This is a genomic window from Geodermatophilus sp. URMC 63 (assembly GCF_053502565.1).
The window spans coordinates 2,027,288-2,042,773 of sequence record NZ_CP199956.1 but is presented as its reverse complement, the minus strand read 5'-3'; the positions used below and the strand labels follow the sequence as shown (position 1 = coordinate 2,042,773).

Sequence of the window (15,486 nt, the reverse complement as noted above, 5' to 3'; positions counted from 1 at the left end):
GGGCACCCTCCCGGGCCTCCTAGGCTCGGGAGGGTGTCGTCGTCCCCGAGCGCTCCGCTGACCTCCTCGCTGGACGACCCGGAGCGCGCCGAGGGGCTGCGCCGGATGAAGCGGCTGGCGACCGGGCTGTTCGTGGCGGCCGCGGTCGTCTTCCTCGCGTGCGTGCTGCTCGGGGAGGAGGCCGGCGCCTGGGTTGGCTACGTGCGGGCCACCGCCGAGGCGTCCATGGTCGGGGCCCTGGCCGACTGGTTCGCCGTCACCGCGCTGTTCCGGCACCCGCTGCGGCTGCCGATCCCGCACACGGCGATCATCCCGCGCAAGAAGGACCAGATCGGCGCGAGCCTGGGCGCCTTCGTGGAGGAGAACTTCCTCACCCGCGCGGTCGTGGACGACAAGCTGGCCACCGTCGACGTCCCCGGCCGGCTCGGCGCCTTCCTGGCCGCGCCCGGCCGGGCCGAGCGGCTGTCGGGGGACGCCGCCGCCGCGCTGGCCGGCCTGACCGAGCTGCTGCGTGACGACGACGTGCAGGACGCCGTGGCCGGGCTGGTCGACCGCAAGCTGCACGAGACGCCGGCCGCGCCGGTCCTGGCCCGGGTGCTCGAGCTGGTCGTCGACGGTGACCGCCACCAGGAGGTCCTGTCGGCGGCGCTGCGCTACCTCGCCCGCTTCCTGCAGGACAACCGCGTCGTCTTCCGGGCCCAGCTCGGCGACGCCTCCCCGGCGTGGGTGCCCGACTGGGTCGACGACCGGGTGTTCGACCGGGTCTTCGCCGGCGTCCAGTCCTTCCTCGACGAGGTCGGCGACGACCGGCACCACGAGCTGCGCCGGGTGTACGACGCCCGGCTGCGCGCCTACGTGCACGCGCTGCGCACCGACCCCGACACCGCGGCCCGCGTCGAGGCGTTCAAGAAGGAGCTGCTCGAGCACCCCGCCGTGCGGACCTGGTCGTCGTCGCTGTGGACCAACGCCAAGACCGCGTTCCTCGCCGCCGCCGCCGACCCCGACTCCGAGCTGCGGGCACGGGTCGCCGGCCTGGTCCGCGACGCCGCCCGGCTGCTGCAGACCGACCCCCGGGTGCGCGAGCGGGTCCAGCGCCAGGCGGTGCGCGTGGCCGGCTACCTCGTCGAGCGCTTCTCCGGCGACCTCGCCGACGTCGTCGGCACCACGGTCGCCCGCTGGGACACCGAGGAGACCAGCCGCCGCATCGAGCTGCAGGTGGGCCGCGACCTGCAGTTCATCCGGATCAACGGCACCGTCGTCGGCGGCCTGGCCGGCCTGGTCATCTACACCGTCGCCCAGCTGCTGGGCTGAGCGGCGCTCAGCGGCCGGCGCGCTCGTCGAGCACCAGCGCGCCGAGGGCGAGCGCGCCCCAGGCCCAGGCGGAGGCGGCGACCAGGCCCCGCGTCCCCCGGCCGGACAGCGCCGGGGGGAACACGACCGCGTCGGTCCAGTCGCACAGCGCCCGCGCCGTGGCCGCGAGGCGCCGCGGCCGGCCGGGCGGCGCCAGGACCAGGGCGAGGCCGCTGACGGCGTCCCGGGCGCCGAGCGCGCGGACCAGCGCGCGGGTGTCGGCGGTGTCGGCGAGCCGGGCGGGTCCGATGAGGATCCCGGGCGCCACGAGCAGCGCCGCCGAGAAGGCGGTCGTGGCCGCCCCGACGAGGGAGGTCAGCGAGGGCACCCGCTCAACCAACCAGCCCGGCCGCGGTGCCCGCCACCCGTCCGGTGCGCGGGACCGCGGCGGTCAGCGCCGGGCGGCGGCCGCGGCGTAGAGCGCGATGCCCGCGGCGACGCTGACGTTGAGCGACTCGGTGTCGCGGGCGATGGGGATGCGCAGGACGACGTCGCAGCGCTCGCGGACCAGCCGCGACAGTCCCGTGCCCTCCGCGCCGACCACGAGCGCCAGCGGGTCGGCGAAGCCGTCGAAGTCGTGCAGGTCGGTGTCGCCGTCCCCGGCCAGGCCCACGGTCATCAGGCCGGCGTCCTGGTAGGAGGCCAGCGCCCGGGCCAGGTTGACCGCGCGGGCGACGGGCAGCCGGGCCGCCGCGCCCGCGCTGGTGCGCCACGCCGAGGCGGTCATGCCGACGGCGCGCCGCTGCGGGACGACGACGCCGTGCGCGGCGAACGCGGCCGCCGAGCGGACGACGGCGCCGAGGTTGCGCGGGTCGGTGACGCCGTCCATGGCCACCACCAGCGGCGGGCGGCCGGAGTCGCGGGCGACGTCGAGCAGGTCGTCGGGGTGCGCGTACTCGTAGGGCGGGACCTGCAGGCCGATGCCCTGGTGCAGCGCGCCGTTCGACATCCGGTCGAACTCGGCCTTCCCCACCTCCAGCAGCGGCAGGCCGCGGTCGGCGGCCAGCTGCACCGCCTCGGCGACCCGCTCGTCGGTGCGGGCGCTGTCACCGGTGACGACGTAGAGCGCGGTCGCGGGGATGTGCGCCCGCAGCGCCTCGACCACCGGGTTGCGGCCCAGCAGCAGCTCCGGCGCCTCGTCGGCACGCTGCCGGCTGCGGTCGCGCTCGGTGCGGCGGCGGGCGTCGGCCTGCGCCCGGCGCTGGGCCGGGTGGCCCGTGCGCTTCTCCGCCGGCGGGGTGGCCCCGCGGCCGGCCAGCGAGCGGCGGTTCTTGCCGCCGGTGCCGGCGGTGGCGGTCTTCTTGCCGGCGCCGCTGGTGCGGCCGCGGCGCTGGCTGTTGCCGGCCATCAGCGGGTCAGCTCCCATCGGGGTCCCTGGGGGGTGTCCTCGATCTGCACGCCGAGGGCGGTGAGCTGGTCACGCAGCGCGTCGGCCTCCGCGTAGTCCTTGCGCGCCCGGGCCGCCTGCCGCTGCTCCAGCGCCAGCCGGACCAGCCCGTCGGTCACCTCGGCCAGCCGGTCGTCCGCGCCGCCACCGGCCCAGTGGGGGTCGAGCGGGTCCAGGCCCAGGACGGCCAGCATCGCCCGCACCGAGCCCAGCGCCGCGGCGACGGCGGCGTCGTCACCGGCGGCCAGCGCGGTGTTGCCCTCGCGCACCGTCTCGTGCACCACGGCGACGGCGGCGGGTGTGCCGAGGTCGTCGTCCATCGCGTCGCGGAAGGCCTTCGGCAGGTCGGCCTCCTGCTCGGCGCCCACCCGCTCGGCGGCCCGCTGCACGAACGACTCGATCCGCCGGTAGGCCGCGCCCGCCTCGGCCAGGGCGGCGTCGGTGAACTCGATCGTCGACCGGTAGTGCGGGGCCACCAGGTAGTAGCGCAGCTCCACCGGCCGCACCCGTTGCACCACCTCCTCGACCAGCGCGGTGTTGCCCAGCGACTTGCTCATCTTCTCGCCGCCGAGGGTCACCCAGCCGTTGTGCAGCCAGTAGCGCGCGAACCCGTCGCCGGCCGCGCGCGACTGGGCCTGCTCGTTCTCGTGGTGCGGGAAGCGCAGGTCCAGCCCGCCGCCGTGCAGGTCGAAGTCCGGGCCCAGGTAGCGCCCGGCCATGGCCGAGCACTCGATGTGCCAGCCGGGCCGGCCGCGGCCCCACGGCGTCGGCCAGGCGGCGGTGTCGGGCTCCCCGGGCTTGTGCGCCTTCCACAGCGCGAAGTCGCGGGGGTCGCGCTTGCGCTCGTCGGTGTCGGTGTCGGCGGCGGGCTCGAGGTCCTCGAGCCGCTGGTTGGTGAGCGCGCCGTACTCGGGGAACGAGCGGACGTCGAAGTAGACGTCGCCGTCGACGGCGTAGGCGTGGCCGCGCTCGATGAGCCGCGCGATGAGCTCGACCATGTCGGGCACGTGCCCGGTCGCGCGTGGCTCGTAGGTGGGCGGCAGCACGCCGAGCGCGTCGTAGGCGTGGGTGACCGCGAGCTCGTAGCGGTAGGCCCAGGCCCACCACGGGACGCCGTTCTCGGCGGCCTTGGTGAGGATCTTGTCCTCGATGTCGGTCACGTTGCGCACGTAGGTGACCTCGAGCCCACCGGCGGTCAGCCAGCGGCGCAGCACGTCGAACACCAGCGCGGACCTGACGTGGCCGACGTGGGGTGGGCCCTGCGGGGTGAGTCCGCAGACGTACACGGAGGCCTGTCCCGCACGCAGGGGCGTGAAGTCGCGGACCGCGCGGGCGGCCGTGTCGTACAGGCGGAGGCTCACCGCGCGGAGTCTACGGACCCCGCCCGGACCACCAGCGCGGTCGCGACGGCCGCCCGCCCCTCCCCGCGCCCGACCAGCCCGAGCCCGTCGGTGGTGGTGGCGGTGACGCTCACCGGGGCGCCCAGCGCGGCCGACAGCGCCGCCTCGGCCTCGGCCCGCCGCGCACCGAGCTTCGGCGTCGGCGCGACCAGCTGCACGGCGGCGTTGCCGACCCGCCAGCCGGCGGCGGCCAGGGTCTCCCGGACGTGCTCGAGGACGGCGACGCCGCGGGCGTCGGCCCAGCGCGGGTCGTCGGTGCCCAGCAGCCCGCCGATGTCGCCGAGCCCGGCAGCGGAGAGGACGGCGTCGGTGAGCGCGTGCGCGGCGACGTCGCCGTCGGAGTGGCCGGCGCACCCGTCGGCGCCGGGCCACGACAGCCCGGCCAGCCAGCACGCGCGGCCGGCCTCGACGGGGTGGACGTCGACGCCGAGGCCGACGCGGGGCAGGTCGCTCACCGGGTCACCTGCAGCTCGGCCAGCGCGAGGTCGTGCGGCACGGTCACCTTCGCGGCGCGCTCGTCGCCGGCCACCGTGCGCACGGGGACGCCGATGGCGCGGACCACGGCGGCGTCGTCGGTGAGCTCGACGCCGTCAGGCAGCGCGTCGTAGGCCTCGACGAGCACGCGGTGGGCGAAGCCCTGGGGGGTCTGCACCCGGCGCAGGGTGGCGCGGTCGGGGGCCGCGGTCACGGTGCCGCCGGCGTCGACCACCACGGTCGTGTCCACGACCGGCAGCACCGGGACGACGGCGGGCGCGCCGGACCGCAGCGCGTCGAGCACCCGGGTGGCGACGGCGGGCGGGGTCAGCGGGCGGGCCGCGTCGTGGACGAGGACGGCCGACGCCCCACCCGGGACCCCGGCCAGGGCGGCGCGGACGGAGGCGGTGCGGGTGGCGCCGCCCTCGACGAGGCGGACCCCGTCGGGCAGGACGGCGGTGAAGGCGTCGTGGTCGGCCGCCGGGACGGCGACGAGCACCTCGTCGACCCCGCCGTCGAGCAGGGTCTGCACCGACCAGGCGACCAGCGGCCGGCCGGCGAGCGGGACCAGTGCCTTGGGGCGGTCGGCCCCCAGACGCAGACCACTCCCGGCCGCAGCGACGATGCCGACAGCGGACACGGGAGTGGTCGGGGTGGTGCGGGGTGCCGAGGCGGAGCTCAGCTGGCGAGGACCTCGTCGAGCAGCACCTCGGCCTTGTCCTCGTTGGTGCCCTCGGCGAGCGCGAGCTCGCTGACCAGGATCTGGCGGGCCTTGGACAGCATCCGCTTCTCGCCGGCGGACAGGCCACGGTCCTTGTCGCGGCGCCACAAGTCGCGGACGACCTCGGCCACCTTGTTCACGTCACCGGAGGCCAGCTTCTCGAGGTTGGCCTTGTAGCGGCGCGACCAGTTGGTCGGCTCCTCGGTGTGCGGGGCGCGCAGGACCTCGAAGACCCGGTTGAGCCCGTCCTGCCCCACGACGTCGCGCACGCCGACGATCTCTGCGTTGTCGGCCGGCACGCGCACGGTCAGGTCGCCCTGGGCGACCTTCAGCACGAGGTAGGCCTTCTCTTCACCCTTGATGGTCCGCGTCTCGATCGCCTCGATCAGAGCGGCCCCGTGGTGCGGGTAGACGACGGTCTCGCCGACAGTGAAGCCCATGTGTGTGTGACCCCTTTCGCTGTCCCCAGGTTAGCACGGCAGACTGACGTCCGGACAGAGCCGTCATCTCATAAGCGCAGGTCAGAGGCCTGGTGAAGTACCGGGGAGGGGTTGACAGAGGGTGGTCGGTGTGCGTGCGCACCGCTCGCGGACGCCGTCCGTCGGGGCCCTCGTCCGCGCCACGCACGCCCCGCCGGCGGTCGCCGTGACCGTCGTCGCGACCCTGCTGGCCGTCGCCGCGGAGCTGCCGGCCGGACGGGTGGCGCTCGTGGGTGCGGCCGTCCTCGCAGGTCAGGCGTCCATCGGGTGGAGCAACGACTGGCTCGACGCCGACCGCGACCGCGCCGTCGCGCGGGCGGACAAGCCGGTGGTGCAGGGCGCGGTGGACCCGCGCGTGCTGCGCACGGCGGCGCTCGCCGCGGCCGCCGCGGCCGTCGTCCTCTCGCTGCTGCTCGGCTGGGTCCCGGGGTCGCTGCTGCTGGTCCTGCTGGCCAGCGGGTGGGCCTACAACGCCGGCCTCAAGCGGACGGCGGCCTCCGGACTGCCCTACGTGACCGGGTTCGGCGCGCTGCCGGCCGGGGTGGTGGCCGCCGCGCCCGGCGCGCCGCCGGCGCCGTGGTGGCTACCGGCCGCGGGTGCCGCGCTGGGCGCCGCGGCGCACCTGGCGAACGTCGCGCCGGACCTCGAGGAGGACCTGGCCACCGGGGTCCGGGGGCTGCCGCACCGGCTGGGCGCGCGGGTCTCGGCGACCGCGGGGGCGCTGCTGCTCGGCGCGGCGTCGCTGGTGCTGGTGCTCGGCCCGGACGGGCCACCGGCGTGGTGGGGCTGGGCCGGGCTGGTGCTCGCGGTGCCGGCGGTCGCCGTGGCCGCGCTCGCCGGGACGGCCCGGTTCCGCCGGCTGGCGTTCCCGGCGGTGATGGTCCTGACCGTCCTGGACGTGGTGCTGCTGGTGGCCGGCGGGGCCGCGCTCACCTGAGCGCGGCCCCGCCCTGGCTCACCTGCGGCCGTTGCCGTTGCCGCCCGCGTTGCCGTTGCCGTGCCCGTTGCCATTGGCCTGGCCGCCATCGGGCGCGGCGGGCACGGTGGCCGGAGCCGGCGCAGGAGCCGCCTCCTGGGTCACCTGCTGCTCGGCAGGCGCCTCGACCGGTGCCGGGGTAGCGGCGCCGTTGCGGGCGGTCTGCCGCGCGTCGTTGCGCTCGTGGGCCTCGCGGCTGACGTCCTGACCACTCACCCAGCCGTTGCGGGCGCCCTCGCTGACCCAGTCGCCGTGGGACTGTCCCGGCTGCGGGCCGATCTCCCACGCCTCCTGGGTCAGCTCGGGCACGGGCACCGCGTCGTCGGACACCTCGGCGATCTCCTCGCCGGTGGCGCCGTCGCTCGTGGTGCCGTCGCCCTCGGCGCCGTCGCTCCTGGCGCCGTCGCCCTCGGCGCCGTCGCTCTCCTCGGTGTCGTTCCCCACGATTGTGTCGTCGTCGGTGACCGCGGAGTCGTCTGTGGCACCGGGCTCGACCTCGTCGACGGTGACCTCGTCGGTCGGCTGCTGGTCGACGGTGCCGGTGTCGCCAGGCTGGACGACGGCGGTCCCGTCGTCCTGGCCGGGCAGCATCTCGGCGCTGGCGGCGGCGCCGGTCAGGGCGACGGCGACCGCGCCGGTCGCGCAGGCGGCCTTGGCGACGGCGCCGGCGGCGGCGAACTTGGCGGTCAGGGTGCTGAGGATCATGCGGGGTCTCTTCCGTGAGGCCCGGGCGGGGTGCCCGGCCGTCCGCGTGGACGGTTCCGATGTGTCGGTGAGCAGACCGGTCGCCAGCAGCTGGGCCAGGGCCGCGTTCGGCCGCCCGGGCGTGGCGGCGCCGGCCCGGACCGCGTCGGTGAACGCGGTCAGGTGCGCGGCGCCCTCGGGCACGGGACGGCCGGCGAGGCAGGCCGCGAAGGCCGCCTCGTCGGTCCGGGCGTCGGCTGGAGTGGTCATCTCGCTCCTGTCATCGCCGGGCGGGCCGTAAGGGGTGCGCCCGACTCCTCGGTCGTCCCATCCGTCCCACCCGTCCGGGGGGTACCGGCCGGCTCGAGGTCGGCGCGCAACCGGCGCAGACCCCGCCGCTGCAGCGCCTTGACCGAGCCCACCGAACGGCCCATCACCTCGGCGACCTGCTCGACGGTCAGGTCGGCCAGCACGCGCAGCAGCAGGACCGAGCGCTGGTCCTCCGGGAGGCCCGCGCACATCCGGTGCACGGTCTCGGTGCCCAGCCGGGTCAGGACGTCGTCCTCCACGTCACCGCCGGGGGTCTCCGGCGGCGCGGCACGGTCGTCGGCCAGCTGCGGCCGGCGGCTGCGCCGGCGCCAGTCGTCGACCAGCCGGCGGTGGGCGATGGTGAACACCCAGGAGCGCAGCGCGTCCTCGTCCCCCGTGAAGCCGCCGAGGCCGCGGAAGACGGCGAGGAAGGTCTCGCTGGCCAGGTCGTCGGGGTCGAGCGCCCCGTGCAGCCGCAGGTACCCGGTGACCGCCGGGGACAGGTCCCGGTAGAGCACCTCGAAGGCCCACCCGGCGCCCGCCTGGGCCGCCGCGAGGACGTCGTCGAAGACGGAACCGCTCGCCACCTGCACCTCCTGCCGTTCCCCCTGTGCGGGAGTGGCATCGGCAGGAGCGGGCCCGGACTGGACCACCCGTCACCCGGACGGGCGGCGGGCTCAGGGGGCGGCGGTACCCCGGGCGGCCTCCTGCTCGACGACCAGCGGGAGGTCCTTGAGCCGGTCGAGGCCCAGCAGCGGGCGGCGCATCCGCTGGTTGCCGGCCAGCCGCTCGCGGTTGCGGTCGAGGAAGGCCCAGTAGCCGGCGGTGTAGGGGCAGGCGTCGTCCCCGAGGCGCCGCCGGGGGTCGTAGGGGCACCCGCCGCAGTAGTCGCTCATCCGGTCGATGTAGGCCCCGCCGGCGGCATAGGGCTTGGTGGCCAGCGCCCCGCCGTCGGCGTGCTGGCTCATGCCGACGACGTTGGCCACCATCACCCAGTCGTAGCCGTCGACGAAGGTGCGGTGGAACCAGTCGGTCATCGCCAGCGGGTCGATGCCGCGCTGCAGGGCGTAGTTGCCGAGCACCATCAGCCGGGGGATGTGGTGCACCCAGCCGTCGCGGCGCAGGTCGCCCAGGACGTCGGACAGGCAGGCCGCGTCGACGGCGGTGTCGTCGAGCTCGGCCATCCAGTCCGGCACCGGCTCGGTCGCCCGGAGGGCGTTGGCGTGCCGGTAGTTCCGGCCGAAGTGCCAGTAGGTGTGCCAGATGTAGTCGCGCCAGCCCATGACCTGCCGGACGAAGCCCTCGACGCTGTTGAGCGGCAGCGGGTCGCCGTCGACGGCGCGTGCCCGGGCGACGTCCTCGGCGGCGTGCACCACCTCCAGCGGGTCGAGCAGCCCGAGGTTCATCGCCGGGGAGAGCAGCGAGTGGGCCAGCCAGCGCTCGCCGGCCAGCATCGCGTCCTCGTGCGGGCCGAAGACGCCCAGCCGCTGGGTGAGGAAGTCGTGCAGCCGGGTGAGCGCCTCCTCGCGGGTGACGGGGAACAGCCGCGGGCCGTCGTCACCGACGAAGGAGACGTCGCCGTCGCCCTCCCAGCGGTCGAGGTCGGCGCGCACCTGCTCGTCGATCTCGTCCTCGGCCGGCCACCACGGCTCCGGCGCCGGGGAGCGGCCGTCGCGGGGTGCGGGCTCGCGGTTCTCCTGGTCGTAGTTCCACCGCCCGCCCACCGGCTCGACGCCGTCCATCAGGACGCCGAGCCGGCGGCGGGCGTCGCGGTAGAAGTCCTCCATCAGCAGCCGGCGCCCGCCGCGCCCCACGGCCCAGCGGGCGAACTCGCCCTGGCTGCTGACGAACCCGCGCGCCGCGAGCACCTGCAGTCCGCGCCGGCGCAGCACGTAGTCGCGGCTGCTCCACGTGGTCGGCGCGCACACCGACAGCGGCTCGTCGTACCGGTCGAGCGCCTCGGCGTACGTGGTGACCTGGTGCAGGTGCGCCTGCTCACCCAGCTCGGCGGCCCGGTGGCGCAGCGCGGACAGCACCAGGTGCGCCTTCTGCCGGTGGAAGCGACGGCGCGCGAACACGGCCTTGGACTCGATCAGCAGGACGGGCTGGTCGGGCGCGTCGAGGAAGTGCGGGCCGAGCTGGTCGGCGAAGGCCCACCGCCGGGTGCCCGGGGACCGCTCGGGGAAGTCGGCCAGGGCAGGGTCGCGCCCCCCGGCGCCGCTGCCGGATCCGGGACGCCCCATCCGCCTCACCTCCCGGCGGACATCCTGGGCGGACCGTTAGGCTCGGCGCGACTCGGGCCATCGAACTCACGGTGGCCGGCCTGTGTCCTCCTGGAGGTCGACCGCTGTGAACCGCGCGCTGCGCGCCACCGTCGTGGGTGTCCTCGTCCTCAGCCCGGTCACGCTCGGCGCCTGCAGCGCCGGCCAGGTCTCGCAGACCGGCACCCAGGACCGCGACAAGGTCGGTCCCCAGGCGCAGGTGGAGGACATCCTGCTCCGCCAGGTCCTGCTCGCCTACCCCGAGGGAGGGCGGTACGAGGAGGGCGACGACGCCGAGCTGATCGTCACGATCGTCAACTCCTCCGAGCGGGACGACACCCTGACCGGGATCGAGGGCGAGGGCTTCTCGGGGCTGCAGGTCGCGGCCACCGGGCCCACGCCGTCCCCGTCCTCCCCCGCCGGCGACCAGCCGACGGCCACCCCGACGCCCGGCAGCACCGGCGCCACGCCAGGGACGACGTCGGGCGCCACCCCCGCCACGCCCACCGGCGCCGCGGCGACGACCGCCTCCCCCAGCGCGAGCTCGCGGCTGGCCCTGGACGTCCCGGCCCAGACCGCCCTCTACATCGGGCGGGAGGACGGCGCGACGATCACGCTGCAGGACCTCGCCGAGCCGCTCACCCCGGGGCAGGACCTGACGCTGACATTCAGCTTCGAGCAGGCCGGCGACATCACCACGCAGGTGGTCGTGGCCGGTCCCCAGGAGGAGCTCGAGCGGGGGGAGCCCTTCTCGTTCGACACCGAGGAGGAGTCCGACGAGCCCAACACCGAGGGGGAGTGACGAGGCGCTGAGCCGCTCCTCCGGCTGACCGCGGACGGGTCGCCGCGACCTCCGCGGGACTGTCGGTGCCCGCGGTTACCGTCCAGGCATGCCCCCGTCCGGAGTGAAGGCCGCGCGCCCCGCCCACCGTTGCACCGAGTGCGGCTTCACCTCGGCCAAGTGGATGGGCAAGTGCCCCGAGTGCCAGGCCTGGGGCACCCTGCAGGAGGTCGGGCCGGCCGCCCCGGCGCTGCGCTCGGTCGCCGCCGGCCCGGTCACCGCCCCGGCCCGGCCGATCGCGCAGGTGGAGCTGACCGGCGCCCGCGCCGTCCCCACCGGCATCCCCGAGTTCGACCGGGTGCTCGGCGGCGGCCTGGTCCCCGGCGCGGTGGTGCTCGTCGCCGGCGAGCCCGGGGTGGGCAAGTCCACGCTGCTGCTCGAGGTCGCCCACCGGGTCGCGGCGAGCAACGGCCCGACGCTGGTCGTCTCGGGCGAGGAGTCCGCGGCCCAGGTCCGGCTGCGCGCCGAGCGCATCGACGCCCTGCACGACCGGCTGTATCTGGCCGCCGAGACCGAGCTGTCGGCCGTGCTCGCCCACGTCGAGCAGGTGGCGCCCTCGCTGCTGGTCCTCGACAGCGTCCAGACGGTCCGCTCCCCCGCGGTCGACGGCACCGACGGCGGCGCCACCCAGGTGCGCGCGGTGGCCACGGCGCTGACCGCCGTCGCCAAGTCCCGCGGGATGACCACCATCCTCGTCGGGCACGTCACCAAGGACGGCGCGATCGCCGGCCCGCGGGCGCTCGAGCACCTCGTCGACGTCGTCGTCTCCTTCGACGGCGAGCGCCACTCCACGCTGCGGCTGGTGCGCGCCACCAAGAACCGGTTCGGCCCGGCCGACGAGATCGGCTGCTTCGAGATCGGCGACGGCGGCGTCGTCGGCGTCCCCGACCCCTCGCACCTGTTCGTCTCCCGCCGCACGGCCGCGGTGCCCGGCAGCTGCGTCACCGTCACCCTGGAGGGCAGCCGGCCGCTGCTGGCCGAGGTGCAGGCGCTGGTCGCCACCAGCGCCGGGGGCGGCTCGCCCCGGCGGGCGGTCAGCGGCCTGGACTCCCAGCGGGTCGCCATGGTCAACGCCGTCGTCGAGCGGCGCGGCGGGATCCGGCTGGCCGACGCCGACGTGTTCGCCGCCTCGGTCGGCGGGGTGAAGATCGCCGAGCCCGCGGCCGACCTAGCGCTGGCCCTGGCCATCGCCTCGGCGTCGCGGGACACCCCGCTGCCCGAGGGCATGATCGCGCTGGGTGAGGTCGGGCTCTCCGGGGAGATCCGCCGGGTCGGCGGCACCGGCCGGCGGCTGGCCGAGGCCGCCCGCCAGGGCTACCGGCTGGCCCTCGTGCCCCCCGACGCCGGTCCCGTGCCCAAGGGCATGCGGCTGATGGAGGTCCCCGACCTGGGCGCGGCGCTGTCCGGGCTGTTCCCCGGCTGACGTCGGCCGTCCCGGGTACGGCCCCGCCGGAGGTCCTCGGGGACCGTTGCCCACCGCACCCTCCTCGCGACCGGCCGGGAGGCGTGCCACGTAGACTCGGATCCCGCACCACGTCGACGTCAGGAGCGCCCGTGCCCCCCGCTGTGGACTCCGAGGTCGCCCTCCGCGAGCTCCTCGGCCGCATCGCCCCGGGGACCGCGCTGCGCGACGGTCTCGAGCGGATCCTGGCCGGGCGCACCGGAGCGCTGATCGTGCTGGGCTACGACCGGGTCGTGGAGTCCATCTGCACCGGCGGCTTCGCCCTCGACGTCGCCCTGTCGGCCACCCGGCTGCGGGAGCTGGCCAAGATGGACGGCGCGGTCATCCTCTCCTCCGACGGGCTGCGCATCGTCCGCGCCGGCGTGCACCTGATGCCCGACCCGACGGTGCCCACCGAGGAGTCGGGCACCCGGCACCGCACCGCCGAGCGGGTGGCCGTGCAGACCGGGTTCCCGGTCATCTCGGTCAGCCAGTCGATGCACATCATCAGCGTCTACGTGGCCGGCCGCCGCTACACCCTCGAGCACCCGACGACGATCCTCGCCCGCGCCAACCAGGCCCTCGCGGCGCTGGAGCGCTACAAGCTGCGGCTCGACGAGGTGGCCAGCACGCTGTCGGCCCTGGAGATCGAGGACCTGGTCACGGTCCGCGACGCGATGAGCGTCAGCCAGCGGCTGGAGATGGTGCGGCGGATCGCCGACGAGATCGAGGGCTTCGTCGTCGAGCTCGGCACCGACGGCCGGCTGCTGGCCCTGCAGCTCGACGAGATGCTGGCCGGTGTCGAGGAGGACCGCGCGCTGCTGGTCCGCGACTACCTGCCCGGCGGCGTCGGACGGCGGCCGCGCAGCATCGAGCAGGTCCTCACCGACCTGCGGGCGCTGTCGGCCACCGAGCTGCTCGACCTGTCCGCCGTCGCGCGCTGCTACGGGCTGCCCACCTCGGCCGAGGCGCTGGACTCCCCCGTCAGCCCCCGGGGCTTCCGGCTGCTGGCCCGCGTGCCGCGCCTGCCGGCCGGGATCATCGACCGGCTGGTCGACCACTTCGGCGGCCTGCAGAAGCTCCTGGCGGCCACCATCGAGGACCTGCTGGCCGTCGAGGGCGTCGGCGAGGCCCGCGCCCGCGGCATCCGCGAGGGGCTGTCCCGGCTCGCCGAGACCTCGATCCTCGACCGCTACAGCTGAGCGGCCGCCCTGCTCGGCAGGGGCCGCTCAGCTGATCTGCAGGACGGCGTCCGGGCTGGTCTTGGTGTCCAGCCGGGCTCGGAGCACGTACTGCCCCGGCCCCACCGGCACCCGCGCCGCGGTGCACGTCGGCTCGCTGGTCGTCCCGCTCCAGGTCAGCGGGAAGACCACCTGCTCGCCGGGCGCGAGCGTGCGGGTGTCGCTGCTGACCTCGGGGACGCAGTCGTTGCTGCCCCACAGCCGGTTGCCCCCCGCGTCGAGCAGCACCATCTCCTGCAGGCCCTTGTCGAGCACGCGGGTGCAGGGCACGGTCGCGGTGTTGGTCACCACCAGCTCGAACACCGGCCGCGAGCCCGTCGCGACGGTGCCCGGGGTGCGCACCTCCAGGGCGAGGACGTCGTCGCGGCAGGGGGCGCCGGCCTCCTGCACCGGGGCCGCCGGGGCGGCCGGGGCGGCCGGGGCCGGTGCCGGGGGGCTGGTGGGTGGCGGCGTCGGGGTCTGCACGCTGGCGAGTGACGGCACGACGCGGTCGAGGGCGGGGGCGCCGGCGGGGGTCGACGTCGTCGTCGCCTCGGCGGCCGTGGCCTCGCCGTCGGAACCGGTCAGCAGAGCCGCACCGAGCCACACCCCGCCGCCCAGGACGGCCAGCAGGAGGACCAGCGCCAGGAGCCGCCGCCGCCAGTAGACGGCGGCCGGGAGGGGCCCGACCGGGTGCAGCACGCCGACGACCGTAGTCCGCGCCCGCTCCCCTCCCGAGGACGGCACGCCGCCCCGCCGGGCAGGCACACTGGACCCCCGTGGACAGCCCCGCCGCAGCTCCCCCGACCGCCGCCGCCGCAGAGGTCGGCGACGCCCTCGTCGACTGGTACGACACCGCGGCGCGCGACCTCCCGTGGCGCCGTCCGGGCGTGGACCCGTGGGCGGTGCTGGTCAGCGAGGTCATGCTGCAGCAGACGCCGGTCGCGCGGGTCGAGCCGGTGTGGCGGGACTGGGTGCGACGGTGGTCCACCCCCGCGGACCTGGCCGCCGCCTCACCGGCCGAGGTCATCCGCGCCTGGGGCAAGCTCGGCTACCCGCGCCGCGCGCTGCGGCTGCGGGAGACCGCCGTCGCGCTGGTCGAGCGGCACGGGGGCGTCGTCCCGGCCGACGTGGCGGCCCTGGAGGCGCTGCCGGGGATCGGCACCTACACCGCCCGCGCCGTCGCCTGCTTCGGCCACGGCCGGCCGCAGCCGGTCGTGGACACCAACGTGCGCCGGGTGGTGGCCCGGCTGGTGCACGGCCGGGCCGAGGCGGGGACCGCGCGCGCCGCCGACCTCGCCGACGTCGCGGCGCTCGCCCCGGCCGACCGGGACCGCGCGGTGCGCTGCTCGGTGGCGGCCATGGAGCTGGGGGCGCTGGTCTGCGTGGCCCGGACCCCGCGCTGCGCCGTCTGCCCGGTCCGGGACCGCTGCGCCTGGCGGCTGGCCGGCGCTCCGGCGTCCGACGGACCGCCGCGCCGGGTGCAGCGCTTCGCCGGCACCGACCGGCAGGTGCGCGGCCGGCTGCTCGACGTCCTGCGCGCCGCGGAGGGCCCGGTCCCCGCCGCGGACCTGGACGCGGCCTGGGACGACGCGGCACAGCGCGCCCGCTGCCTGGACTCCCTGCTCGCCGACGGGCTGCTCGAGCAGCTGCCCGACGGCCGCTTCACGCTGCCCGCCTGACGCTCAGGGGCGCCGGCGCGGGGTGAGGTCGCGGAAGGTCATCAGCCACCCGGCCAGCGCCGCGAGGCCGCAGAGGACCAGCAGGACGGCGCGCAGGGCGGTCGGCAGCCGCGTGCCGTCGACCACGACCAGCGTGGCGCCGACCATCGCCGCGGCGATCAGCAGCCCGCCGTAGACCGGCGTCCGCCTCGGGTGGTCACCGCGCGCCACGGCCACCTCCTCCCGCCCGGGCGGCGTCCTCCCGCACCGGTCGGCCTCCCT

At 76.4% G+C, this 15,486-nt stretch carries 17 protein-coding genes; 6 read left to right on the top strand and 11 right to left on the bottom strand.

The features are described 5' to 3' along the window. Positions 1–33 precede the first annotated feature (33 nt). Positions 34–1,311, top strand: a complete 1,278-nt coding sequence (locus tag ACWIZO_RS09875) for a DUF445 domain-containing protein (RefSeq protein WP_448642296.1) — start codon at positions 34–36, stop codon at positions 1,309–1,311. A gap of 7 nt (positions 1,312–1,318) precedes the next feature. Here the strand turns inward: ACWIZO_RS09875 and ACWIZO_RS09870 are convergent, their stop codons facing one another. From ACWIZO_RS09870 to ACWIZO_RS09845, 6 genes are all read right to left on the bottom strand, one after another. Next, complete coding sequence (locus tag ACWIZO_RS09870; protein WP_448642295.1) at positions 1,319–1,678, bottom strand: hypothetical protein; 360 nt, start codon at positions 1,676–1,678, stop codon at positions 1,319–1,321. A gap of 63 nt (positions 1,679–1,741) precedes the next feature. Continuing rightward, positions 1,742–2,716 (bottom strand): 23S rRNA (guanosine(2251)-2'-O)-methyltransferase RlmB, encoded by a 975-nt coding sequence (gene rlmB / locus ACWIZO_RS09865; RefSeq protein ID WP_448642294.1) that lies wholly within the window; start codon positions 2,714–2,716, stop codon positions 1,742–1,744. Further along, positions 2,698–4,098, bottom strand: a complete 1,401-nt coding sequence (gene cysS, locus ACWIZO_RS09860) for a cysteine--tRNA ligase (RefSeq protein WP_448642293.1) — start codon at positions 4,096–4,098, stop codon at positions 2,698–2,700. The genes rlmB and cysS overlap by 19 nt, the downstream gene beginning before the upstream one ends. After that, positions 4,095–4,592 (bottom strand): 2-C-methyl-D-erythritol 2,4-cyclodiphosphate synthase, encoded by a 498-nt coding sequence (ispF, locus tag ACWIZO_RS09855; protein WP_448642292.1) that lies wholly within the window; start codon positions 4,590–4,592, stop codon positions 4,095–4,097. Before ispF ends, cysS begins: the two co-directional genes overlap by 4 nt. Beyond that, positions 4,589–5,251, bottom strand: a complete 663-nt coding sequence (gene ispD, locus ACWIZO_RS09850; protein ID WP_448642291.1) for a 2-C-methyl-D-erythritol 4-phosphate cytidylyltransferase — start codon at positions 5,249–5,251, stop codon at positions 4,589–4,591. Before ispD ends, ispF begins: the two co-directional genes overlap by 4 nt. Before the next feature lie 38 nt (positions 5,252–5,289). Continuing rightward, complete coding sequence (locus ACWIZO_RS09845) at positions 5,290–5,772, bottom strand: CarD family transcriptional regulator (RefSeq protein WP_091373028.1); 483 nt, start codon at positions 5,770–5,772, stop codon at positions 5,290–5,292. A 130-nt stretch (positions 5,773–5,902) separates the two neighbouring features. Between ACWIZO_RS09845 and ACWIZO_RS09840 the strand changes: the two genes are divergently transcribed. Further along, positions 5,903–6,748: a UbiA family prenyltransferase gene (locus tag ACWIZO_RS09840; RefSeq protein WP_448642290.1), complete on the top strand. Its 846-nt coding sequence runs from the start codon at positions 5,903–5,905 to the stop codon at positions 6,746–6,748. Positions 6,749–6,766: 18 nt separating this feature from the next. On the opposite strand, the gene ACWIZO_RS09835 is transcribed toward ACWIZO_RS09840, so the two are convergent. The 3 genes from ACWIZO_RS09835 to ACWIZO_RS09825 all read right to left on the bottom strand — a co-directional run bounded on the left by ACWIZO_RS09835 (position 6,767) and on the right by ACWIZO_RS09825 (position 10,023). Then, positions 6,767–7,741: a hypothetical protein gene (locus tag ACWIZO_RS09835; protein ID WP_448642289.1), complete on the bottom strand. Its 975-nt coding sequence runs from the start codon at positions 7,739–7,741 to the stop codon at positions 6,767–6,769. Then, on the bottom strand, positions 7,738–8,367 hold the full coding sequence (locus tag ACWIZO_RS09830; RefSeq protein WP_448642288.1) for an RNA polymerase sigma factor: 630 nt from the start codon (positions 8,365–8,367) through the stop codon (positions 7,738–7,740). Before ACWIZO_RS09830 ends, ACWIZO_RS09835 begins: the two co-directional genes overlap by 4 nt. 90 nt (positions 8,368–8,457) lie before the next feature. Continuing rightward, positions 8,458–10,023 (bottom strand): cryptochrome/photolyase family protein, encoded by a 1,566-nt coding sequence (locus tag ACWIZO_RS09825; protein WP_448642287.1) that lies wholly within the window; start codon positions 10,021–10,023, stop codon positions 8,458–8,460. Positions 10,024–10,129: 106 nt separating this feature from the next. On the opposite strand from ACWIZO_RS09825, the gene ACWIZO_RS09820 reads away from it, so the two are divergent. From ACWIZO_RS09820 to disA, 3 genes are all read left to right on the top strand, one after another. Beyond that, positions 10,130–10,843: a hypothetical protein gene (locus tag ACWIZO_RS09820; protein WP_448642286.1), complete on the top strand. Its 714-nt coding sequence runs from the start codon at positions 10,130–10,132 to the stop codon at positions 10,841–10,843. A gap of 88 nt (positions 10,844–10,931) precedes the next feature. Further along, positions 10,932–12,305 carry a DNA repair protein RadA gene (radA, locus tag ACWIZO_RS09815; protein ID WP_448642285.1) on the top strand — a complete coding sequence of 458 codons (1,374 nt, stop codon included), beginning with the start codon at positions 10,932–10,934 and terminating at the stop codon, positions 12,303–12,305. 131 nt (positions 12,306–12,436) lie between these two features. Then, positions 12,437–13,525, top strand: coding sequence for a DNA integrity scanning diadenylate cyclase DisA (gene disA, locus ACWIZO_RS09810; RefSeq protein WP_446758561.1), 1,089 nt, complete (start codon positions 12,437–12,439; stop codon positions 13,523–13,525). 27 nt (positions 13,526–13,552) lie between these two features. On the opposite strand, the gene ACWIZO_RS09805 is transcribed toward disA, so the two are convergent. Further along, complete coding sequence (locus tag ACWIZO_RS09805) at positions 13,553–14,245, bottom strand: MucR family transcriptional regulator (RefSeq protein WP_448642284.1); 693 nt, start codon at positions 14,243–14,245, stop codon at positions 13,553–13,555. A 77-nt stretch (positions 14,246–14,322) separates the two neighbouring features. On the opposite strand from ACWIZO_RS09805, the gene ACWIZO_RS09800 reads away from it, so the two are divergent. After that, positions 14,323–15,225 (top strand): A/G-specific adenine glycosylase, encoded by a 903-nt coding sequence (locus tag ACWIZO_RS09800; protein WP_448642283.1) that lies wholly within the window; start codon positions 14,323–14,325, stop codon positions 15,223–15,225. Between the two features lie 3 nt (positions 15,226–15,228). On the opposite strand, the gene ACWIZO_RS09795 is transcribed toward ACWIZO_RS09800, so the two are convergent. Then, positions 15,229–15,435, bottom strand: coding sequence for a hypothetical protein (locus tag ACWIZO_RS09795; protein ID WP_448642282.1), 207 nt, complete (start codon positions 15,433–15,435; stop codon positions 15,229–15,231). Positions 15,436–15,486 lie beyond the last annotated feature (51 nt).

Bases quoted from the DNA above. Each gene is read 5' to 3' on its own strand.
- radA (WP_448642285.1), top strand. From the start codon at position 10,932: ATGCCCCCGTCCGGAGTGAAGGCCGCGCGCCCCGCCCACCGTTGCACC.
- ACWIZO_RS09825 (WP_448642287.1), bottom strand. From the start codon at position 10,023: ATGGGGCGTCCCGGATCCGGCAGCGGCGCCGGGGGGCGCGACCCTGCC.
- ACWIZO_RS09835 (WP_448642289.1), bottom strand. From the start codon at position 7,741: ATGACCACTCCAGCCGACGCCCGGACCGACGAGGCGGCCTTCGCGGCC.
- ACWIZO_RS09845 (WP_091373028.1), bottom strand. From the start codon at position 5,772: ATGGGCTTCACTGTCGGCGAGACCGTCGTCTACCCGCACCACGGGGCC.
- rlmB (WP_448642294.1), bottom strand. From the start codon at position 2,716: ATGGGAGCTGACCCGCTGATGGCCGGCAACAGCCAGCGCCGCGGCCGC.